25 protein-coding genes are annotated in these 22,659 nt (G+C 41.1%); 3 read left to right on the top strand and 22 right to left on the bottom strand.

The window, feature by feature from the left end:
- Window positions 1–55: 55 nt before the first annotated feature.
- The 5 genes from ACFQ3S_RS17670 to ACFQ3S_RS17650 all read right to left on the bottom strand — a co-directional run bounded on the left by ACFQ3S_RS17670 (window position 56) and on the right by ACFQ3S_RS17650 (window position 6,007).
- The gene (locus tag ACFQ3S_RS17670) at window positions 56–910 is read right to left on the bottom strand and encodes an ATP-binding cassette domain-containing protein (RefSeq protein WP_377166934.1); all 855 of its coding nucleotides are present in this window, start codon (window positions 908–910) and stop codon (window positions 56–58) included.
- Window positions 907–1,581: a molybdate ABC transporter permease subunit gene (gene modB / locus ACFQ3S_RS17665; protein ID WP_377166932.1), complete on the bottom strand. Its 675-nt coding sequence runs from the start codon at window positions 1,579–1,581 to the stop codon at window positions 907–909. The genes ACFQ3S_RS17670 and modB overlap by 4 nt, the downstream gene beginning before the upstream one ends.
- Window positions 1,582–1,771: 190 nt before the next feature.
- A complete protein-coding gene (locus tag ACFQ3S_RS17660; RefSeq protein WP_377166930.1) occupies window positions 1,772–2,461 on the bottom strand; it encodes a response regulator transcription factor in 690 nt (229 codons plus the stop codon).
- A 3-nt stretch (window positions 2,462–2,464) separates the two neighbouring features.
- Complete coding sequence (locus ACFQ3S_RS17655) at window positions 2,465–4,105, bottom strand: sensor histidine kinase (protein ID WP_377166928.1); 1,641 nt, start codon at window positions 4,103–4,105, stop codon at window positions 2,465–2,467.
- A 12-nt stretch (window positions 4,106–4,117) separates the two neighbouring features.
- Window positions 4,118–6,007, bottom strand: a complete 1,890-nt coding sequence (locus ACFQ3S_RS17650; RefSeq protein WP_377166926.1) for an alpha/beta hydrolase family protein — start codon at window positions 6,005–6,007, stop codon at window positions 4,118–4,120.
- Window positions 6,008–6,162: 155 nt separating this feature from the next.
- Here ACFQ3S_RS17650 and ACFQ3S_RS17645 point away from each other — a divergent pair, with 155 nt between their 5' ends.
- From ACFQ3S_RS17645 to rfbC, 3 genes are read left to right on the top strand one after another with little or no spacing between them, the layout of a single operon-like run.
- Complete coding sequence (locus ACFQ3S_RS17645; protein WP_377166924.1) at window positions 6,163–7,980, top strand: tetratricopeptide repeat protein; 1,818 nt, start codon at window positions 6,163–6,165, stop codon at window positions 7,978–7,980.
- A 17-nt stretch (window positions 7,981–7,997) separates the two neighbouring features.
- On the top strand, window positions 7,998–8,300 hold the full coding sequence (locus ACFQ3S_RS17640; protein WP_377166922.1) for a DUF4286 family protein: 303 nt from the start codon (window positions 7,998–8,000) through the stop codon (window positions 8,298–8,300).
- Between the two features lie 15 nt (window positions 8,301–8,315).
- Window positions 8,316–8,864: a dTDP-4-dehydrorhamnose 3,5-epimerase gene (rfbC, locus tag ACFQ3S_RS17635; RefSeq protein ID WP_377166920.1), complete on the top strand. Its 549-nt coding sequence runs from the start codon at window positions 8,316–8,318 to the stop codon at window positions 8,862–8,864.
- A 164-nt stretch (window positions 8,865–9,028) separates the two neighbouring features.
- Here the strand turns inward: rfbC and ACFQ3S_RS17630 are convergent, their stop codons facing one another.
- The 17 genes from ACFQ3S_RS17630 to ACFQ3S_RS17550 form a co-directional block, all read right to left on the bottom strand.
- Window positions 9,029–9,790 (bottom strand): metallophosphoesterase family protein, encoded by a 762-nt coding sequence (locus ACFQ3S_RS17630; RefSeq protein WP_377166918.1) that lies wholly within the window; start codon window positions 9,788–9,790, stop codon window positions 9,029–9,031.
- Between the two features lie 69 nt (window positions 9,791–9,859).
- Window positions 9,860–10,678, bottom strand: a complete 819-nt coding sequence (locus ACFQ3S_RS17625; RefSeq protein ID WP_377166917.1) for an OmpA/MotB family protein — start codon at window positions 10,676–10,678, stop codon at window positions 9,860–9,862.
- Window positions 10,679–10,701: 23 nt separating this feature from the next.
- The gene (locus tag ACFQ3S_RS17620; protein WP_377166915.1) at window positions 10,702–11,361 is read right to left on the bottom strand and encodes a DUF2461 domain-containing protein; all 660 of its coding nucleotides are present in this window, start codon (window positions 11,359–11,361) and stop codon (window positions 10,702–10,704) included.
- Window positions 11,348–11,719 carry a DUF983 domain-containing protein gene (locus tag ACFQ3S_RS17615; RefSeq protein WP_377166913.1) on the bottom strand — a complete coding sequence of 124 codons (372 nt, stop codon included), beginning with the start codon at window positions 11,717–11,719 and terminating at the stop codon, window positions 11,348–11,350. The genes ACFQ3S_RS17620 and ACFQ3S_RS17615 overlap by 14 nt, the downstream gene beginning before the upstream one ends.
- A gap of 75 nt (window positions 11,720–11,794) precedes the next feature.
- On the bottom strand, window positions 11,795–12,073 hold the full coding sequence (locus ACFQ3S_RS17610) for a hypothetical protein (RefSeq protein WP_377166911.1): 279 nt from the start codon (window positions 12,071–12,073) through the stop codon (window positions 11,795–11,797).
- A 23-nt stretch (window positions 12,074–12,096) separates the two neighbouring features.
- Complete coding sequence (locus ACFQ3S_RS17605; protein WP_377166909.1) at window positions 12,097–12,678, bottom strand: DUF420 domain-containing protein; 582 nt, start codon at window positions 12,676–12,678, stop codon at window positions 12,097–12,099.
- On the bottom strand, window positions 12,678–13,376 hold the full coding sequence (locus ACFQ3S_RS17600) for an SCO family protein (protein WP_377166907.1): 699 nt from the start codon (window positions 13,374–13,376) through the stop codon (window positions 12,678–12,680). Before ACFQ3S_RS17600 ends, ACFQ3S_RS17605 begins: the two co-directional genes overlap by 1 nt.
- A gap of 5 nt (window positions 13,377–13,381) precedes the next feature.
- Window positions 13,382–13,726 (bottom strand): cytochrome C oxidase subunit IV family protein, encoded by a 345-nt coding sequence (locus ACFQ3S_RS17595; protein WP_377166905.1) that lies wholly within the window; start codon window positions 13,724–13,726, stop codon window positions 13,382–13,384.
- Window positions 13,727–13,754: 28 nt separating this feature from the next.
- Window positions 13,755–14,474 (bottom strand): cytochrome c oxidase subunit 3, encoded by a 720-nt coding sequence (locus ACFQ3S_RS17590; protein WP_377166903.1) that lies wholly within the window; start codon window positions 14,472–14,474, stop codon window positions 13,755–13,757.
- A gap of 22 nt (window positions 14,475–14,496) precedes the next feature.
- Window positions 14,497–15,021, bottom strand: a complete 525-nt coding sequence (locus ACFQ3S_RS17585; RefSeq protein ID WP_377166901.1) for a cytochrome c oxidase subunit 3 — start codon at window positions 15,019–15,021, stop codon at window positions 14,497–14,499.
- Between the two features lie 61 nt (window positions 15,022–15,082).
- Window positions 15,083–15,961 (bottom strand): heme o synthase, encoded by an 879-nt coding sequence (gene cyoE, locus ACFQ3S_RS17580; RefSeq protein ID WP_377166899.1) that lies wholly within the window; start codon window positions 15,959–15,961, stop codon window positions 15,083–15,085.
- On the bottom strand, window positions 15,958–17,019 hold the full coding sequence (locus tag ACFQ3S_RS17575; protein ID WP_377166897.1) for a COX15/CtaA family protein: 1,062 nt from the start codon (window positions 17,017–17,019) through the stop codon (window positions 15,958–15,960). The genes cyoE and ACFQ3S_RS17575 overlap by 4 nt, the downstream gene beginning before the upstream one ends.
- 84 nt (window positions 17,020–17,103) lie before the next feature.
- Window positions 17,104–18,996 carry a cytochrome c oxidase subunit I gene (locus tag ACFQ3S_RS17570; protein ID WP_377166895.1) on the bottom strand — a complete coding sequence of 631 codons (1,893 nt, stop codon included), beginning with the start codon at window positions 18,994–18,996 and terminating at the stop codon, window positions 17,104–17,106.
- 13 nt (window positions 18,997–19,009) lie between these two features.
- Window positions 19,010–20,221 (bottom strand): cytochrome c oxidase subunit II transmembrane domain-containing protein, encoded by a 1,212-nt coding sequence (locus ACFQ3S_RS17565; protein WP_377166893.1) that lies wholly within the window; start codon window positions 20,219–20,221, stop codon window positions 19,010–19,012.
- Between the two features lie 50 nt (window positions 20,222–20,271).
- Window positions 20,272–21,540 (bottom strand): quinol:cytochrome C oxidoreductase, encoded by a 1,269-nt coding sequence (locus ACFQ3S_RS17560; RefSeq protein ID WP_377166891.1) that lies wholly within the window; start codon window positions 21,538–21,540, stop codon window positions 20,272–20,274.
- A gap of 12 nt (window positions 21,541–21,552) precedes the next feature.
- Window positions 21,553–22,128, bottom strand: coding sequence for a c-type cytochrome (locus ACFQ3S_RS17555; protein WP_377166889.1), 576 nt, complete (start codon window positions 22,126–22,128; stop codon window positions 21,553–21,555).
- Window positions 22,121–22,657, bottom strand: a complete 537-nt coding sequence (locus ACFQ3S_RS17550) for a DUF3341 domain-containing protein (RefSeq protein WP_377166887.1) — start codon at window positions 22,655–22,657, stop codon at window positions 22,121–22,123. The genes ACFQ3S_RS17555 and ACFQ3S_RS17550 overlap by 8 nt, the downstream gene beginning before the upstream one ends.
- Between the last annotated feature and the right edge of the window lie 2 nt (window positions 22,658–22,659).

The raw sequence follows: 22,659 nt of genomic DNA, 5'->3' as shown, positions 1-22,659 counted from the left end.
GTCTGTTGAAATGAAACGCAGTGGCGTTTCTATAGTTTTTCCGTTAAGTATAAAGTTACGAAAGCTTTTGTAAAGATAAGTCAGCCGCGTGTATAGATACTTTATCGCCTATGGCTAAACCTATAGTTTGGTAAGATGGTTTTATATTGATGAGGTTGTGCCCGGTTAATATCTCCACGTGTTCGGCACTTACACTGACCACTTCCCCTATCAGGTTTAAACCTTGTGATGCCTGGTGCAAACTAAATACCTGTGCCGGGCTACCGGTTTTAATGATCTGTCCCGCTTCTATCTGAATAACGCGTTGCGCCAGTTTATAAACTTCGGGGATGTGGTGACTTACCAATAGTGTGATTAAATTATATTGCTGATGAACAACTTGCAATTCGGTTTGTAAATGATGGCGGGTAGCATCGTCCAACGCCGATAAGGGTTCATCCAGCAACAATATTTGTGGCTCTCGCATCAGTGCACGTGCCAGTGCCACCCGTTGCTTTTGCCCGCCTGAGAGTAACTCCGGCTTTTGATGTGCCAGGTTTTGAAGCCCCATAGTGTGCAGCAAGTTGCCGACCTTGTTTTTATTACCATTTGGGGGCTGGGCGTATAACAGGTTTCGCTCTACTGTCATATTAGGAAACAAGGCGTAATCCTGAAACACGAAGCCAATGTTCCGTTTTTGTGGAGGCAGGTTGATCTTTTGTGCAGTATTCAGCCACGTTTGTCCGTTCACTTCAATAATGCCTTCTTCGGGCTGTAATAAACCGGCTATAATTCGCAGCAATGTGGTTTTGCCCGCACCCGATGGGCCGTATAATGCCGTAAAAGATCGATCATCCAGTTCGGTATTTATATTAAGTTCCCCATTGCCACCGGCCAAGTGTAGCTTTTTGCGTATGCTGATCCTGATCATGTGGTGAGGCGGTTTTTAGATAATTTTTTATTAGTTAGATAAACCGTTAACAAGATACCGAACGACACTACCAGTAAGATCCCTGCATAAATATGCGCTGCAGAAAAGTTTAACGATTCCACTTCATCATAAATAGCGATAGATGCCACTTTGGTTACGCCGGGAATATTGCCGCCTATCATTAATACCAAGCCAAACTCGCCCAAAGTATGTGCGAAGGTGAGTATAGTACCAGTTAATAATGCCGGTTTAATGTTTGGAAGCAGTACCTGGGTAAACGTTTGCCAGCTGGTTTTGCCTAATGTTTGCGATGCTTCGCGCAGGCTCAATGGCAAGGCCTCTAAACCGGCCTGTACCGGGTGTACCATAAATGGTAAGCTGTAAATAACAGAACTAATGACCAATCCCTGAAATGAAAATACCAGCCTGATACTAAATAAATTTTCTAAAAATTTGCCTAAACCACTCGTAGGACTCAATGCCAGCAATAAATAAAAACCTAAAACCGATGGTGGTAACACCAAAGGCAAGCTAATTACGGCTTCTAAAAACGGCTTAAACCGGGATTTGCTTTTGGACAGCCCCGCCGCTACCGGAATACCCACCAGCAACAAACAGCCGGTAGTTACCAGCGCCAGTTTTAAGGTAAGCCATAGGGGTTGATAATCCATTCTTTCAATTTCGAATTTCTAATGTTCAATTTCGAAATTATTCGTTGAGTCATTATGATTGTAAGTGTAGCAATCCAATCTAATACCTCTTAATCGTCATTACAACGTTGCTATAACTTCTCGCAACATCCGATCAAATGCTTTATTGCAAATGGTTAAATGCCGTAATAAATAATTGATAAAAGATTGCTTATTCATAAGCAAACTTATACCCTACTCCTCTAACCGTTTGCAGGTATTGCGGCGAATCGGGGTTATTCTCTATTTTTTTACGCAAGCGTACAATGTGCATATCCAGTGTACGGGTGTTTACATCGGCATTGTACCCCCACACTTCCATCATCAGCTCTTCACGGTTAATTACTTTGTTCTTATTTTTGAGGAAATAGAGCAAAATGCGGTTCTCTAAAATAGTTAGCTCCACCTTACGGCCACCTTTAATTAACAGGTGCGTATTAGGGTGATGTTCCATATCGGCAAAACGGTGTACTTCCGATTTATCGCTGTTAAGAGAAAATTTGATCTTATTATCAATCATGGCCACCAGTACATCCATATTGAATGGCTTGGTAATATAATCGGATACGCCAAAATTGTAGGCTTCAATCTTATCAATATCCTGCCCTTTGGCTGTCATCATAATCACCAGCTTATCAAAACCTTTGGCGCGGATATTTTCGCACACTTCAGAGCCTTGCTGACCGGGCAGCATCCAATCAAGCAAAACAATATCTGGCGTATTTTCCAGTATGATCTTTTCAGCATCAATACCGTTGGCTGCCTCCAGCACTTTATAACCTTCGGTTTCCAGGCGTTCGGCTACCAAAAACCGTAGGTTTTCATCGTCCTCTACCAGTGCAATTTTTATCTCTGTATTCATGGTTTAATTTTCAAATGGCAGGGTTACAATAAATTCCGAACCTTCGTTTACTTTACTTTTTACCTGCAAATCTCCGTTCATAAAGTTAGCCAGTTCTTTACAAAAAGCCAAACCCAGGCCTACGCTTCCGTTTTGGTTATACTGATTTTCGATGCGGTAAAACTTTTTAAAAATATTATTGAGCTCATTATTGGCAATACCAATCCCTTTATCGGCAAATGAGAAAACAATATTACGTTTTTCGTAGGTTATTTGTATAAATAGTTCTTTTTGTCCGGGGTTAGAATATTTATAAGCATTTTCTATCATGTTTTGAAATATACTGCCCAGCAAAACGGGATCTGTATAAAAGTTATAAATACCCTCTACGGCGTAGCCCATTTTAAAATCGGGGTATTTAATACTGAAGGTATTTATATAGCGTTGTACAAACTCGTCGAGGTTAATTTCTGCTTTATTGAGCTTAATAGACCTGTTCTCGATTTGGGTGAAAGAAAGCAGCTTGTTCATTAATTCATTCAGCTTATCGGCTTCTTCATCCAGTATTTTACCGTAATGCTTGCGCTGACGTTCGGTAAGTTCTCCATCGCCTTTAAGATTTGATCCAGCTATTTTAATAACACTAACCGGGGTTTTAAACTCATGTGTAAAGTTGTTAATAAAATCGTACTGTAACTTAAACAGCTTTAAATTCACGTTTAAATTACGGTAAATAAGCCAGCCAATGAGCACCAAAAAAATATAAATGAGCAAAACTATAGCACCTATAGGCGCAAAGCGCTTGCTAATTTCCGCATTAAGGTGGTCTGCAGCCGATCTGAAATACAATTTATAATCGGCAAATGCACCCGGAAAAGCCACCTCTGTACGTAACTCACCATTATTGGTAGTTAGCGGATCGTACACCACAGGTTGTATCGAAATATCCTGATATAGCTCCGGGTGCGTGTTTTTTACCTTTATGGTGTACACATCCAGCATAAAGGTCATCATGTTTTGCTTATAGTAGGCCAATTTACGCCCACCTTTTTGCAACTCTCGGTAAGCTTTGATCTCCTCGCGCCGCGGAATGTTCAAATAGCTGATCTTGCTCGGTTTTACATCATAAAAAGTACGGTAAATTTCATCCTGACTGGGCACACGGGAAGTATCGGCCACTACCAGGTAATAATTAAATTTGGCCGCCATGTTTCTGAAATCGTCTGCTGTGGCGTTTACATTTTGCTTAATGCCCTGCACTTTTTGTTTAATGTAGCGGTACTCGTAAACTTCTTTAATTGATATACCCATGGCGTTGCCAGTGCTGCTTCCGGGCTGACTGCCTATCGCTATTTCATCGTACCTTATCAATTTTACAAAAGGGTAATCCTGAAACACCGAATGGGCGTAATTAGCAGCCGAAGCGGAATCGAGAAAGCCCTGGTAAGAAGTAATTTCGGGGATGCGGTTCTGAAAAAAATCATTATAGGGTTTCATCATCTGCTCGAGCACATCCAGCTTACGCGATGAAAACTCGTTCTTTACATATTTATCGGTTAAATTGTAGGCAATCACCAGCGCAACTACCAAAGTAATGGAGATGAGAACCAAAAAAGCGGCAATAAGCGAGAAGTTTTTCTGATATACATGTTTATGCGCTTTCATGGGCATAACATGCTATGGCTTAACCTTCATATTGCTGTTCAAAAACTTCTCTATTTCGGCATACATATCCATACGGTTATGCTCGCTTTTAAAGTACATACGCTCATTATCTTTTAACACATATTGCACAGGCACATTGCGTTTTTGTAATTCCCTTACAAATTGATTGAGTTCGCTGATGTTGGCTCGTGGGTCTTTCGCACCCTGAAATATCAGCAATGGCGCTTTTATTTTATCGGCATGAAAAACCGGCGATATTGCCCTAAACTGGTTGGCATCGGTTTCGGGGTTGCCCACCATTTCGTAGGTCATTTGCAGGCGCGGTTTTAAAAACGGTGGTACGTCTTTCAAATAAGTAAAAAAGTTGATCAAGCCATATTGTACAATAGCGCAGTTATACATTTTAGGATGAAAGGATACACCATATAGTGCCGAAAACCCTCCAAAACGAGCACCCATTAGGGCCACCTTTTTAGGGTCGGCAATTTTTTGATTGATGAGCCACTGTACCCCATCAGTAATATCGCTTTGAATTTTGCCACCTACCTGCTTAAAGCCTGCACTGTGAAAAGCCTTGCCATACCCGGTAGAACCCCGGTAATTTACCTGAAAAACGGCATAACCACGGTTGGCTAAAAATTGCACTTCGGCATTGTAACCCCACACATTGCGGCTCCAGGGGCCATCGTGCGGCATTACCACTACTGGCAGGTTCTCCGTTATATCACCTAAAGGCAAGGTTAAATAACCATTAATGAGTGTACCATCACTCGCTTTATAAGCAATAGGTTTCATAGCGCAAAGTTCGCCCGGTTGCAGGCTACCTTTAAGGTTGCTCAAGCGGGTAAGCTTGCCGCCATTACGCTCATACAAATAAAATGTACCGGGGTTACGATCAGTGTAAGTATTTATAATGAACTTATTTTCGGAGGTATCGCGTTCTACAAATTTTATAACACCCCCTTTAAGCTTGTTTTTCAGGTCGGCATAGATGCGCTTGGAGTCTTCATTTAAAAAGAACTTGTGCGGCTTATCATCTTCCCAACCTGCATACTCCAAACGGCGTTTGTTGCGCGAGTACCCAACTTCGGCAATATCGACCTTGCTGCCGGCATAAATAATTTTTTCTTCTTTACCGGTCTTCGCGTTTATTTGTACCAGGGCCGTTTTATCGCGGTTAACGTTGGACAATGCGTAAAAGGAATTGCCTTTACCTGTTACAGCAATCAGGTCGACCTTGTTTTTAAAATTATTTTTAATAATGGGCTTAAATGGTGTGCGCTCACTTTCGCGGTACAAAATGGTTTCATCTACCCCGTCAGATGCTTTAGCCAAGCGAATATTGCCATCATAATCGGGATACCATTCGGTTATATTACCCGGGTTAGCAATGTACAGGCTTAGTTCACCGGTAATGATGTTTAACCGGTACACATCAAAATTAGCCGGATTACGCTTATTCATAATTATAGTGATCACCTCCGGCTGCTTACGGCTGCGGTTAAGCATTCTTATTCGCGTTTTGGTTTGGCTAAGCAGGGTACGGATTTGCAGCGTTTTTACATCCAGCGCATACATTTTAAACTCGTCCATTTCGGTTACGTCTTGGTTAAAAACCAATTGATTATTGTAAGTCCAAAAATAATCACGTATCGAATTATCGGTGAAGGAAGTGGCCATCCGCTCTTGGCCGTCTGCTAATGATTGTATGAAAAGATTTTGCCTGTCTTTATAAGGTTTCAGATACGACAGGTACTTGCCATCTGGCGAGATCTTAAAAGAGCTTTTCTCAGGCGTTTTAAAAAAATCACGAATAGGTATTTGCCTTTGTTCTTCCCTACTACATGAAAAAAATACCGGAAGTAACAATATGAGAAATAAAAACTTAATACGGCTCAACATGATATGATCAGTCTCCTACTTTTACAATAAGGTCAAATTAGATAAATTTACTTACCTGCTAAACAATGTCACTACAATTTTACCCGTTAGTGGGGTAGCTAAAGTATTAGTAAATATATAATTGGCTTCGGCTGCAATTTATTATTTTTGGATACATGAAATATTTATTTCTGCTGATAATTATTTTTTTTATAGTGCCGGCGGTTTTGCTGGCCCAAGATAATGATTTGCAATTGGCCCGGCAATATACCTTGAGTGGCGAACAACAAAAGGCTTCGGATATTTACCAGCGCTTATATAAGCAAGACAGTGAAACCTACTATTCACTTTATGTAGATAACCTGATTAGCCTTAAAAAACTGGAGGAAGCCGAAAGCATTACCAAAAAGATGATGCGCAAGCATCCTGAAGAAAACCAGTACACCATTATGCTGGGTAAGATCTTTACCGAGCAAGGCCAGGCCGATAAAGCCACATCGGTTTACGATGACCTGTTGAAAAAACTTCCGGCTACCCCCGGGGGCATAAGCGCGTTGGCTACCCAGTTTTACCAGGCCGAAAACTCTGATCTGGCTATTAAAATATTACAAAAAGGTCGTAAGCAGTTAGGTAATGAGCAGCTATTTGCCATGGAACTGATCAGTTTATACCGCTTTAAACGCGATAAAGCCGGTTTAACCGAAGAATATCTGAACTTTTTGCCTGGTAACCCCATGTACATTAACCAGGCTCAAAATACAATGGCTACCTTATTTGAAGGCAGTACCGATTATGACCTTTTGCGGGTAGCCTTGTTAAAGCGGCTGCAAAAAGACCCTCAACAGATGGTGTACTCTAACCTGCTTACATGGCAATACCTTCAACAAAAAGAATACGACCAGGCACTTAACCAGGCTCTTGCCCTAAACCGCCGCCAAACCGGTAATAACGGAACTGATATTTTTGAGCTTTGCCAAACCCTGGTTGCCAATGAGGCTTACGATACTGCCATACGGGGATTTGAATACCTGGTTAGTAAATTTACCCGCACCGATGAATTATATATCCCCTCTAAAATTGAACTGGTTAACACCAAGAGCCTGAAAATAACTACCGGCAAATACCTTCCGGCCGATCTGTTGAGTTTAGAGAAAGATTATACCGAGTTGCTGAACGAATTTGGCCGCACCCCCAGTACGGCCTTCGCTATGCAAAAACTGGCCAACCTGCAGGCCTTTAAATTGCACAAACTTAATGATGCACAACGTTTGTTGGAAGAAGCCGTAAAGATAACCAGCCTGCGCCCGCAATTACTATCGGGCTGTAAGCTTGATTTAGGTGATGTTTATTTAATGAACGGACAGCCTTGGGAAGCTACGCTCACCTATAGCCAGGTTGAAAAAGCATATCCGGGCACTTCCATGGCACAGGATGCAAATTACCGTAACGCCAAGTTAGCTTATTACACAGGCGATTTTAAATATGCTAAAGGGCAGCTTAGTGTGTTAAAAGCGGCTACTTCGCAGTTGATAGCTAATGACGCGCTTAACTTATCCTTGCTTATTGGAGATAACCTGGTAACAGACACTGCAGGCAATGCCCTTAAAATATATGCCCGTGCCGATTTGCAAATCTTTAAGGAAGAACCTGAAAAAGCCTTAATTACCTTGGATAGTATTGACAAAAAGTATCCGGGCAACCCGTTAAAGGATGATATATTAATGGCCAAGGCACGTATTTTAATGCAACAAAAAAACTACATTGCAGCAGTTGAGCAGTTAAAGCAGATTGTGGCCGAACACCAAACCGAACTTTGGGCCGATGATGCCGTGTATATGCTGGGCACCATTTATGAAGACCAACTGAATGATAGGGAAGCAGCTAAATCTTACTTTCAAAAGATTATTACTGATTACCCGGGAAGTATATGGATTGGCAACGCCCGTAAACATTTCAGGATATTACGCGGCGATAAGCCCGACAGTTCATCTTAATTTCTATTTTTGTTACGATGATCATATACAACGAAACTTTTGTGGTAGAAGGCAGTGCCGAACAGGAGTGGCTGCAATGGATACAACAGGAACACATCCCCGCCGCTATGGCTACCGGTTATTTCACCGAACATAAAATATTAACCGTACTCGACTCGCCAAACGAGGGAGTTACCTACTGCGTACAGTACATTACGGATGAAATAGTTAAATACAACTTGTTTAAAGAGCGCCATCTGCAACACCTGCACACGCGCCATCATCAGCAATTTGAAAACCGTTATGTGCTGTTTAACAGCCTGATGAAAACAATAGACTAAACTCCCCCACCATACATGAAAGTTACCACTACCGCCATTGAAGGCTTATTAATTTTAGAACCACGCATTTTTCCTGACGACAGGGGCTATTTTTACGAAAGCTACAATAAAACTAAATTTGCTGATGCCGGCATTACCGCCGATTTTGTACAAGACAACCAATCCTTTTCGCAAAAAGGCGCGTTAAGAGGTTTACACGGTCAGGCTAATCCATTTGCACAAGGCAAGCTGGTACGTGTACTGAAAGGCAGTGTATTGGATGTAGCGGTCGATATCCGCAAGAACTCACCTACTTATGGTCAGCACGTAACGGTAGAACTAAGCGGTACCAACCACCTTCAATTTTGGGTACCACCCGGCTTTTTACATGGCTTTGTTACTTTGGAGGATGATACCATATTCACTTACAAAGTGACCAACTTTTACGATAAAGCTTCAGAAATTGGCGTGATATGGAATGATCCAACTTTGGCTATTGGCTGGGGTGTAGACTTAAAAGAGGTGCTACTGTCGCCTAAAGATGAGATCTTGCCATCGTTTGCTGATTTTAATAGTCCGTTTTAAGGATTGGTTCATAGATGATGGCTTATAGATCATAGCCAGCTCAACATCATGTTATTGCGAGGAGCGATAGCAACGTGGCAACCGCACGCTTGCATATCTAAACGCGTGCAGTTGCCGCGCTACGCTCGCAATGACATGGTTTTTGATTACTAACTGCCACTACTTCACTCCCATCTTAAATCTTTTGGCATGCGCCCGTGCAGCAAAAACTGCGACCATTTCTCACTACCGTTCGCTAACGCTGCCTGTGAGGCTTTATTCCAATCATAAGTACAATGTACCTGCTGTATGTTGACTTCATTGCCTTCTACCTGTACCAAAGCGTACTTGGCATGCGGCGTCATACTTTCCATGGCAAAGCGGTGCTCGCCATTACCCAGGTAAGCCGGTAAGCCTACACTGCCGGGATTCAGGATAACCTTGCCATTACTCAGCTGCACTACCCTGTTTACGTGCGAGTGTGCGCATAAAATAACGCGCTGGGGAATGTGTGCTGTTTTAGCTACCAGTTCTTCATCATTATATACAAATACACCGGTGGCTTTCACCTGCTCTAACAAATACTCATCATCGCTGGTTGGCGTACCGTGACATACGAAGAACAGATCATCGCACACAGCAGTTGGCGCAAGGTTTTTGAGCCAGCCAATAGTTTGTTCAGACAAATCGGCCTTTACCCTTTCCATATTTTCCTTTTCGGATGGCTTGTTCAAACTTTCCAATATCTCCCTATCCGTATTACCGCTAATGCAGATCATTGGCGTTTGACGAATAATTTGAGCCGTAGCTTCGGGTTCCAGCGCGCCAAACACATGATCGCCCAGGTTAATGATCCTATCTACCTGCCGGGTCTCTATATCTCTAAGCACAGCCTGTAATGCCAGTGAGTTGCCATGAATATCGGAAATGATGGCGTAAGTTTTCATGATGAGAGGTTTAGAGTAATAATAACTCAATGAACACATTGTATAACAAGCTTCGATAAATATCTTTGCTTACTTAGCGGCCGGTGTACCTATCAAATTATATAGTTCATCCAACTTAGGTGTCAACACAATTTCTATACGGCGGTTTTTAGCGCGGGCTTCAGGAGTGGCAGCCGGGTCAACGGGTTGAAACTCACCTTTACCAGTTGCGGTAATGCGCTTAGGATCTATCTTTTCCACTTCGGTTAAATAACGGCTTACCGATGTGGCGCGCAATACGCTCAGGTCCCAGTTATCTTTGATCTGGCCCAGGTTCGATACCTTTTGGTTGTCGGTATGTCCTTCAATAGCCAGGTTGATATCAGCCTCTTTATTGAGCACGGTGGCCAACTGTTTCAAGGCTTGTTTACCCTTTTCATCAATCACTATACTGGCCGATGGGAACAACAGCTTATCCATTAACGATACATACACTTTGCCGTTACGGATATCAACCGAAAGTCCGCTTTGCTGAAAGCCCAGTAAAGCCTGTTGTAATTTGTTCTTTAAAGCATTTGTAGCTTCATCGCGTTTACGCAATATGTCTTCTACCTCGCGCAGGCGGGCTTCTCTTTTTCGTAGATCGCCGGCTACCTTTGTTAACTGGCTGGAGTTGGCATTATAGTTACTGTTTAACGAATTGTAATTACGTTGCAGCTCTGTCATCTCGCGGTGCAAGCGTGCGGTATCGCTTTGCAGACGGGCCAATTCACCTTCCAGATTGGTGGTACGGTTCTGCAATGAATCGCGGCCTGCAATCAACGCGTTATAGGCCTTGGGCGACATTACCTTGCACGAATGTAAAACCATTCCGAGCGTGAGTACCAATAAGAGGTATTTAATTTTCATGATTAGTGGTTTGGTCTGATTAGTTAATTAATAGCGTTGTTCAGGAATACGTTAAGTGGGTGGATTTGGGCACACAGTTCGGCAATATGTTTGGCAGCATTAGGACCTGTCAGTTCCTTATCCTTTAAGTCGCGGTAAGCAATAAAGCTTTTTAGTTTAAGCAGTTCAATGTTTTCGTTATCGGCACTATAACCTTTGGGCAACGTCTTCAGCTTTTCCTGGTCCCTGAACTCACCGAAGCTTTTCTTAAAGTCGTCGGCATCCACAATACGGGTAAGGTCGGCTGCGTTATAATCAATTTCCTGCCTGATGGATTTAATATGTTCACCTTGCGGCATCCAATAACCACCTGCTATAAAGGATTTACCAGGTTCAATTTGCAAATAATAGCCAATTTCTACCGTTTTATTTTTGGTGAGGCGGCCAATGGCCATATTGGTTTTGTAAGGCGTTTTATCTTTACTGAAACGCACATCGCGGTAAATGCGCATTACGCATTTTTTCGGCTCTACGTCGGCAGCTACCCCTGCATTTAACTTGCTTAGCTCGGTTATCAGTTCACCTGCGAACGCTATCACATTAGCTTGTGCCGCATCGTAACGCTCTTTATTAGCTTGGAACCATTCACGACTATTATTCTCTTTTAAATCGGCTATAAATTGTAAAGTATCAGGATTTATCATCGGTATCTAAGTAAGGCTGGTAATGTATTTTAGGCGATAACCAATACAGCAATATAATGCGTGAATAACGGTAATTAAATGGTGCTAATATAAAACATCCGCCTAAAATTAAAGCCAGATACAACCATGGCGATTCCATGTTTCCTGTTAAGGTGTAAGTAGTCATGGCTATGGTAACCGCTTCGGCCACGTTAAAGGCATAACTAACATACATGGCCGCGTAAAAGTAACCAGGCTCAATTTCAAAATGCAGGCCGCACCGCGGACAGGTCTCGGGCATATCATTACCACCAAAACTATACATCACCCCTTTGAACATCTTTCCCCGGCGGCATTTAGGGCACTTAGCATGAAGCATTGCCCACAATTGAGGTGTTAGAGCCATCGCGTTTGGTTTATATGAAATATCCGGCACATGTCCGGATATTTGGTGTTAGTTTAAATGAAATTTTTCTTTGCCCATATTCATATCCACATTCTTGCGTCGATACTTTTTATACCATATATAACCCACAATGGCCACAGCGAGGTAAGGCGCAGCCAGCAGATACATTATACCGCTGTTTAAACCGTTTGCCTCAGTGTTACCATTTTTAACACCGGCTTCGGCGGTAGCAGAGCACATGGCACATTGGCCATTGGCCTTTTGTGCGCTTAAAAGCATTAAGCCCAGACACAAACTGCATAGCATTAATTTTATAGCTTTCATCATTTTCAAATTTACCTAAATTTTAACTAAAAATTATAATAAGGCGAAATCAAAATATATACTATCACACCGCTCACGGTTACATAAAACCAAATCGGGAACGTCCATCGTACCAATTTTTTGTGCTTTTCTACCTGCATTTGTAAACCACGGTAAAAGCTGAGCAGTATTAAGGGAAGAACACCCGCAGCCAGTATAATATGTGTAATTAAAATAATTAAATAGATGGTGCGCGACCGGCCAATAGCTGTACTTTCCTCGGGCGATAAAATACCGTCGCTGTTAAAGTCGCCAAATATAGTTTCGGGGCCTAACCAATGAAACAATATATACGATACCAAAAATAATGATGACAGACAAAATGCAGCGATATTTAAACGCTTATGCCAGGGAACCTGGCCGTGCTTAATAAAATATAACGACAAAACAAGCAGCACACTGCAAGCCCCATTTAAAAATGCATTAAGCTTCGGGAAAAAATATAACAGCGCGGGTGACACGGCCGGAGCAGGTAATATTTTACGGTTAAGCAATACCACTACCAGAAACACAAATATGGAAATACCGGCTACAAACCGGAATATGAATTTATCGCTTACGTTCATCATCAATCAGGTGCTTTAATTTTACGTAGTTCTTCTGCTATTTGTACTTTAATCTCGTCGTTTAAGCGGATAGCTTCGGGCAATGAAGTACCTGTATAACGACCTCTAATGCGTTTATCAGCATCTATCAAAATCATTTTATCGCTAAAAACAAATTCATTATCGGCTTTTAAGGCGTTCTCCAAAAAACCATTACGTACTAAATTGTATATTACAGTCGAATCACCTGTTAAAAAACGCCATTTATCGGGCGCCACCCCAAAACGTTTGGAATAAGCTAATAAAGCTGCCGGAGTATCGCGTTCTGGGTCTACCGTTATGGTAACAAACCTTACCATGCGATTTTTTCGGTATGCATGGGCTAGCCTTTCCATATTCTTGTTTACCTCGTTACACACCGATGAGCAATGTGTATAAAGGAAACTTACCACAAATATCTTATACTCAAAGTCTTTTAAAGTTACCGGCTTGCCCAACTGGTCGGTTAGTTTAAAATCACCAAGCTTATGGTATATAGTATCGGGTATGTACTTACCCCGGCGGGTATGGCCTGTTTTAGCTACTTGTTTGGGGCCATAAATTACTAAGGGTCTGTAGCGGTTTTTACCTTTTACGGTTAGTAAATAATATAAAAATCCTGGTACCGCTAATATGAGCACCAGGATTATTAGTTTTTTTACCCTAAGAGACAGGTTGTTCATTTAACCTATCTTAAATCCACCCAGTGATGACTCTCGTTGGTAAGCACCAGTATTAAGCCCACAATAAATAAAATCGGCACTATTATAGAGTAAACCAAACCTACCCGTTCAAACTTTAAGTGCATAAAGTATGCTACAATATAAAATGCTTTTGCTAATGTTAAAATAATATATATAGGGTTAGCAATGTTTATTTTGATGATACCCTGGGGAACCATGTAAAGCGCAATAAAAAATTCTATAGCAGTTATACCTAAGAGTATAAAGAACACCTGCCATATTTTTTTACGGGACATTCCTTCATGTTCGCCGTGTTCTTCGTGTATTTCTGTATGTGGTTGTGATGACATGATTTCTATATATCAGCTGTGATGAAAATTATACTAAATAAAAGAAGGTAAATACAAATACCCAAACTAAATCCACAAAGTGCCAGTATAAACCTACTTTTTCAACCATCCCATAAGTACCACGACGATCGTAAGTACCTAAAAGAACATTAATAAGGATTATGATATTAATGATAACACCTGTAAATACGTGAAAACCGTGAAAACCGGTAATAGTAAAAAATAAGTTGGAAAACTGCTGTGTGTAAATCGTGGATTCAGCCGTACCTTCTGGAAAGAATTCTTTAATGTCGCCCGGAATTTTACCCCAGCCAAAACCCTCGTGGAACAAATGTGACCATTCCAGCGCTTGGCAACCCAGAAACATAAAACCTCCTATTACAGTAGCCACCATCCACCAGGCAACTTCCTTACGTGCACCACGGTGACCTGCTTCCACACCCAGTACCATAGTCACCGAACTCATAATTAAAATAAAGGTCATTAAACCCACAAAAACCAGCGGTGCTCCATGCTCTATTGAGGTAAGCGGTACCGATTGAAAAATATGATCGGCTGCTGGCCATGAGGTTGAGCTAAAGCGAAGTGCGCCGTAAGCTATTAATAAGGATGAAAACGTAAAAGCATCTGATAACAGGAAAAACCACATCATCATTTTGCCGTATTCTACCGAAAACGGAGACCTTCCGCCGGCCCATGGCGTTGTTTTCACTTCATCTATAGGTGATGTAACCGCTGTTGTACTCATTTGTAATTAATGTGCAGGGTGATTAATTCTGATTCAAAAGTAAAAAAACATACAGATAAATCCATATAATATCGACAAAATGCCAAAAAATAGAAGTCATCTCCATTCGGTATAGATTTATTACCTGCGGCGTTTTACGGTATGTGCCCGCGAGGCTTATAATAAGCAGCACTAATCCTGCCAAAATATGCAACAGGTGCATAGCCGAAAATACGTAAATAAATGAAATGGATGCATTAGGATTTACAAACCATGCACCCATACGAAAGGTGAGCACATACCAGGCGTAAACCTGTAGCGCAAAAAAGCCCACACCCAATGCAAACGTAAGCCATAAAAACATCCGCTGTTTATTAAACTGCAATCCTTTTGCTGCGCGCGATGCCAGAAACATAGTTATACTGCTTAACACAATTACGGCTGTGCTGTAAATAAATGCTTGCGGCATAGTTGTTTTTAAAGCATGGCCTTTACCACCTATGTACACAATAAACCCACTGGTAAGTGCTGCAAAAAACATAAACGATGTGAATATGAATATCCACATGTTAAAGCGCTTGGGGGTTAGGTCTAACTTATTTTTATCTTGTTGAAAACGTGCCATCATCTTACTTCTTCACTATAAAATCAAACAAAAACATTAACTGTACTACCGGCAAATATATAAATGAACCAAACATGAGCTGCCTGGCCGATTTAATTTCCAGTGTGCGCACTAGCACAAACGACTGATACAAAAATATTAAGCTACATACAAACGATACACCACCTACGTAATAACCTCCGTAACCATAATAAGTTGGGAGTAAACTTACCGGCACCAGTACTATGGCAAATATAAACGTTATCACGGCGCTTGCCCTATCGCGCTTACCGGTTGGCAATAAACGGAAACCAGCCAGCTTATAATCATCATCCAATACCCAGGCAATAGCCCAAAAGTGTACAAACTGCCACATGAACTGTATCCCAAACAGGATCAAAGCAATTTGATCGATGGTAGGGTTGGCGGCCACATAACCAATTAGTGGGGGTAAAGCCCCGGGTATAGCACCCACAAACACTGATATGGGTGATTTTTGCTTTAAGGGTGTATATACAAACGCGTATAATATAATGGCGAATACTGATAAAAAGCCGGTAAGCAAGTTCAGGCTGCCTAATAAATACGTACCGCATACACCCATCAAGAGGCTGATAACGAGGGCTTGTCCATTGTTCATACGACCAGCAGGCAAAGGTCTGTCGGCTGTACGGGTCATTAAGCGATCAAGATCTTTTTCTATGATCTCGTTAAACCCGTTGGCGGCACCCGTAATTAAAAAACCACCTATAATTAGTTTAGCCCAGTTGCCCCAGTTGATAACACCATTAGGATTGGTAGCAGTAATGATCTGGCTGCCAATTAAAAAGGAGATAGAGGCAGAAAATACCACTAAAAAGGTAAGCCTGAATTTTACCAATTTTACTAAATCCTTCCAAATCATTTGCGCACCTCCGTGTATTTGGCCGAACGCCTGAAGTTCAGCAGTAAGTAAAACTGTGCACCAAATATTAAGCTGGCCAGCACAATGTGTGATGCTTGTGCAACCGGCGGTAAAGCCGCATAAGATAAGGCTATGCCCACTCCTATTTGCAGCATAATCATCAAAAATATAAAGCTCATCAATTGCTGATGAAGCGAATGCCTGTTAAAATTACGCCGTATTAAAGCATATAGCAAAACGTTCAAAACAATTACTAATAAGGCCGAATCCCGGTGAATATTGAAGATATACCCAACATTGTTCACCCACTGGTTGCGATCTGCTCCCTGGAGTTGATCGGCTACCTCATCAACCTTTTCCCTCACTTCGGTACCAAATGTAATTTGTACTACACTTAATATTACCGAGGCTATAGCTATAATAACAATAATAGGTTTCGTTTTTATAAAGGGCTTATCGTGTACCTTAGCCAAATGGTAAGTATATATAGTTAAAGCCACAATAACCAAAGCCAATAGCATGTGTACGGTCACTATCCAATCAACCAAATTTGTTGATACTACAATTGAACCTAACCAACCCTGAAAACCAACCAGTAATACATTAAACACGCTCAAAATGGTGATCCATTTATTATCGGCTGCATAACTAAAAGAGAACCAGGCTCCGGCTAATAAAAACAAGCCGGATAAAGCACCGATCAAACGGTTAATGTATTCTGTCCAAGTACGTGCTACATTAAACTCTTCGGGTACTAATATGGATCTGTCCTGCCGTATGCGGTTAGCCAAATCACTGTAACCAAACAAATCAAGCGTTTTAGCAAATTTTTGATTTTTTTCTTCGCGTTTAGCTACATAACTCTGTTTATAATCGGCGGGCAACTCACTTGCATCTGTGGGCGGAATATACAGTCCGAAACACTTAGGCCAATCCGGGCATCCCATACCCGATCCTGTACTGCGTACTACACCACCGGCCAGTATCAAAACAAAAAGCAAAACAATAGTAATAAGGTTGGTCTTTCTAAATCTTACTTTGTTCGCTGTTTTACTCATTTATAGTGCGTTAAAAAATAAGGGTATCTGTTTAGGAAATACTTTCCGGTACAGATACCCTAAATCATCAGATCGGTAAAGTTGTTACTTTACTTCTTGCTCATTTGACTTTTGGGCATTAACCCAATCTTTATGACTTTCTAAATTAACCGGATTATCTTCAAAATCATGCGGCAAATTAGAACTCATTGTTTGAGAGAAAGGCGTGGTTTGAGGAATAAAATCTTCATCATGTCCAGGCTTACTGTAATCGTACGGCCAACGGTAAACAGTTGGTATTTCCCCTGGCCAATTACCGTGAATATGTTCAACTGGGGTAGTCCACTCTAAAGTAGTAGAATTCCACGGATTTTGAGGCGCTTTTTTACCAAAAAATATCGAGTAAAAGAAATTGAAAAGGAAAGCTACCTGTGCCAAAGCAGACATGATAGCCGCCCATGTAATAAAGGTATTTACAGACACCCATTGTTTCAACGATTCTATTTCAGTGAATGAATAGTAGCGGCGTGGTACTCCATCGAGCCCCATAAAGTGCATAGGGAAAAACACCAGGTAAGCGCCTATAAATGTTAACCAAAAGTGCAGGTAACCCAGTTTTTCGTCCATCATACGACCAAACATTTTAGGGAACCAGTGATAAACACCTGCCAGCATACCAAATATAGCAGCCGAACCCATTACCAGGTGGAAGTGGGCAACCACAAAATAAGTATCGTGAAGGTTAATATCTAAAGCGGCGTTACCTAAAAATATGCCGGTTAAACCGCCGGAGATAAAGAATGATACTAAACCAATGGCAAACAACATGGCCGGTGTAAAACGAATATTACCGCGCCATAGTGTAGCTAAGTAGTTGAAGGTTTTTACTGCTGAAGGCACTGCTATAATTAAAGTAGTAATCATAAACACACCGCCCAAAAATGGATTCATACCTGTAACAAACATGTGGTGCCCCCATACAATAAATGATAATACCGTAATACCAATTAGAGAATAAACCATGGCGTGATAGCCAAATATAGGCTTACGTGCATTGGTAGCAATTACTTCAGATGAAATACCTAAAGCCGGCATAATAACAATATATACTTCAGGGTGACCCAAAAACCAGAACAAATGCTGGAACAAGATCGGGCTACCACCTTCAAAAGGCATTTGCTGACCTTGAACAACAATTTCTGAAAGGTAAAAACTGGTGCCAAAACTACGGTCGAATATTAATAACACCACACCTGCAACTAATACGGGGAATGCTAAAACACCTAATATAGCGGTTAAAAAGAAAGCCCAGATGGTTAAAGGCATTTTCCAAAGGTCCATACCTTTAGTACGCATGTTTAAAATGGTACTTACATAGTTTATACCACCCATTAATTGTGATGCTACGAACAATACCATACTTACTAACCAGTAATTCATACCTGCACCAGAACCAGGCATTGCTTTTGGCAAGGCCGATAATGGCGGATAAATAGTCCATCCCGGCCCTGCTGGGCCTTTTTCTGTAAAAAAAGAAGCCATCATAATCACACTGGCAATAAAAAACAGCCAGTACGATAACATGTTCATAAATGGTGAGGCCATATCACGGGCACCAAGTTGGTAAGGTATTAATAGGTTACTGAATGTACCGCTTAACCCAGCTGTTAATACAAAGAATACCATTATGGTACCGTGTATTGTAACCAGGGAGAGGTAAAAATTAGTATCTAACCGTCCGCCTGGTGCAAAGCGCCCTAATAGGGTTTCCAGCAAAGGAAATGCCTTTTCGGGATATGCTAATTGTATACGGAATAGAATGGACAACAACATGGCAATAACAGCCATGATAATACCAGTTATTAAAAACTGGCGTGCAATCATTTTGTGATCCTGGCTAAAAATATATTTAGTCAGAAATGATTCCTTATGGTGATGTCCATGGTCGTGATCATGGTGAACTACTGTCGCATGATCTTGAACTGTTAATGTTGACATAATCGCTATCTTATTAATTATTTGACGCTAATCTGTTTTTTAATACGCTTTGTTTGTAAAGCGGGTTGTCTGCAAGTTTTAACTCTTTCTTAATTTGGTCGGTTAAGTAAGGTTTCTGCTGTTCTAACCAATTTTGATACTCAGCCTGTGTAACTACCAACACAAGTTTTTGCATATTGTAATGGCTTCCTCCACATATTTTATTGCAATATAAGCGATAGTTAAAATCTGTGCGATCTAACTCTGCACGCATTTCGGCAGTAGTTTTTGTTGGAGTAAATTTAAAATAGGTTGGCAAACCAGGTACAGCATTGATCTGAACACGAAAGTTTGGCATATACACGCTATGTATCACATCCTGTGCTATAATGTTTAACCTAACTGATTTATTTACCGGTATTACCAGGGTATCTGCCTGTAAATCATCAAAACTATTTTTGTCCTGATAACTTACACCTAACTTATTGGTACCATTTACTAATTTGTAGTTCTTCAAACCTAACTTACCATCTTTACCAGGATAACGAAGTTCCCAGGCAAACTGGTGGCCAGTTATGTCTACATTTAACGAAGCAGGCTCACCTTTAGCATCTACTGTGTTAGTTATTTTACGCCAGGTTAAAAATCCGAACACTACCAATACCGTTAAAACTATAGCCGGGGCAACCGTCCATATTTTTTCGATGGTATTATTATGTGGATAATAGTAAGCCTTGCGTTTGTCCGATCCCTTGTATTTAAAAGCAAACCCGAACAACAATACCTGGGTAAGCAAGAAAACAACAAAGGTGATAAGAAACGTAGTCCAGAACATACCATCCAGCGTTTTTCCATGAACTGATGCCGCATCGCCCATTACCATGCCACCTTGAACAGTGAAAGAGTAATAAACGCCTATTAAACCTACTGCAAGGAAAGCAATAAAGCCAATAGCCATAACATTGTTCCAGTTTAAACCTTTTTTACCTTGCATTTGTAGGGTTAGGTCATAAACCTTAAATATCTTACCTAAAATTGCTATTACTACACATAGTATTAAAAACAATAGTGTATAGTAACCAACAGTGCTCCACATTCCTTCCGACTGTGCTGAGGTATCTCCGCCATCGGTGACAGTTGCGTTTGAGCTGGTAGTTTGCGCCATTACCAGGTTTGTTCCCAGCAATAAAAGCATCGCTATCAGCGAGAAAAACTTTTTATATTTTATTATATGCTTGAATGCCATTTGTATCAGTGATTTGATATTCTTTAATGAGTTACAATATTAGCAGTATATTAAATGTGATGATGTAGGCTTTCGTCTAGGAAAGGGTGCTTTTTGGGTACCAATGATTCAAACTTACTTAATGCACTTAACATCAGGAAAGTAAATAAACCGGCAAAACCAATAAATGTAAGCAGCTCTGTAATCCCGAACTCCCGGTGTGTCTCCATTGTGCCCGGCATAATCATCAGGTAGTAATCTAACCAATGACCTATGATGATTACAATAGCGGCCAGTTTCATACGGTTCATAGAGCGCTTATTATCGTTTTTCATCAGCAATAACAATGGCAGTAAAAAATTTAACACAATATTTAACCAAAACCACCATTTATATTCAGGCTCCCAACGCTTGTAGAAGTAAACACTTTCCTCGGGTATGTTGGCATACCAGGTCAGGAAGAATTGTGCGAACCATACATAAGTCCAGAAAATTGAGAAACCAAACATCAGTTTACCCAGGTCATGTAAGTGATTTTCGTTAACCCATGAAAAGTAACCATTCTCCTTTAGTAAAATGAGCACTAATGCTATAACAGCTAAACCACTTACGTGTACAGCAGCCAGGTTATACCACCCAAACATGGTAGAAAACCAGTGTGCCTCTAAAGACATCACTGTACCAAATGCGTATATAGGAAAAGTAAAACCAAATATTACCAGGAATATAGCTGAGATCTTGAAGCTTTTATTGTAATTAACCATACCGCCAACACTATCTTCATTGTTAGAATATTTTACCAGCATGTTACCAAATATGGTGTACAAGCCTAAAAATATAACCAATGTACCATAAAAGAAGGGTTTATTTAAAAACGCAGATTTACCAGCAATAATAGCATCATAAATTTCACTCCCCGGATTAGTTAAACCCTCTGTTGCCCAGTGCGCATACAGGTAAGGGGCATCAACTTTATGGCCTTCGTGCATTTCGGGGTGGGTTAAAAATAAGCCTGCTCCTACCACTACTAATAAAATAATTACGGCTATCCATAATACCTTTACAAAAGCATGAGGAACGCGTAATAAACCGGCCGACCAGCCTGCCTGCGCCATATATTGGTAAGCCATAAAAAATACGGCAGCCACACATATACCTACAAAATAATAGCTCATTAGCAGCAGGTTTGAAAATGTGCGTACGGCATGTAATTCACTATGGTCAATTAAAAACCCGTATAAAATGCCAAGCACACCTAACACAATAGCAATAAGGCTATAAGTTTTGGCTTTACCGGCAAATTCAAATCGTTCGTTAAAACTATGTTGATGAGTGCTCATTAAGCTATAATATTATAAGGTTTGTAAATGGTGAACATACATAATTACTTTCCAGCGCTCCTCGGGCGCAAGCTGTGATGCATATGAGCCCATGGCATTTACACCATAAGTAAGGGTATGATATATTTTACCGTCAGTCAGATCTTTCATGGCACCACCACGTGACGACTGACCTTTTGAATAGGATGGCGGTGCTGGGTAACCATGAGCTACAACTTCTCCGTTGCCTTCACCTGTTTTACCATGACATGGCGAACAATAAGACTCATATAGCTTTTTACCTTCGGCATAGTTAGCCTCGGTTGCGGCAAGCATGTTCTTTACCTCAACAGCAGCCTGGTCATACCCGGCACGGGTGTTAGGGTAATCAAAACGGGTGAAACCTAAAGGTATAGTACCTGCCGGTGGCAACTGTGCAGTTTTACCGTCTTTAAAATTAGGGTTCTTTTGGTCAGGATCGTACGCAATATGCTCATACATATTGGGCGAATATTGGTAACCGGTGCTGGTTTTATCGTTACATGAAGATACCACCACCGTAGCAGCAATAGCGATCATGGTTGCACCGAATATTTTAATTTTATTCATAGCTAACATACTTTCTTTCATTGTGCTTAACTTCTACAGCACCGGCTTCCTGCAATAAGCGGGTTATATCATCGTGTGGTACATTTCCTTTGGCATCTACCGCAATAACAAAGCGGTCGTCGGTTGCACGCAGGTCCATTACACGCGGTGCACGCCCCGGAAACAAATTCGTAGCTGCATAAAACGTAAACACCATACCAAACGCAGCGAACAGGATAGTCCACTCGAAGGTAAATGGTACAAAGTTGGGCATGGCAAAATTTGGTTTACCACCAACATTCATAGGCCAGTCATGTACCAGAGTGTAATATAATATACTAAATATAATGGTACCACCCAAGCAACCAAACCAAAATGAAGCGTAACCCAAGCGTGATTCTTTTACACCTAATTTAGCTTCAATACCGTGTATAGGCATAGGTGTGTACACATCGTAAATAGGAATACTGTTCTTTTGTAAGTTTTCGATACCGTGCATCATATCATCCGGGTCATCGAAACATCCTAATATAAATTTAGTGCTGCTCATGG

The organism is Mucilaginibacter terrae (genome assembly GCF_042679325.1).
GTDB lineage: Bacteria > Bacteroidota > Bacteroidia > Sphingobacteriales > Sphingobacteriaceae > Mucilaginibacter > Mucilaginibacter terrae.
The sequence above is the reverse complement of the archived record's forward strand: the minus strand, read 5'-3'. Positions and strand labels throughout refer to the sequence as shown.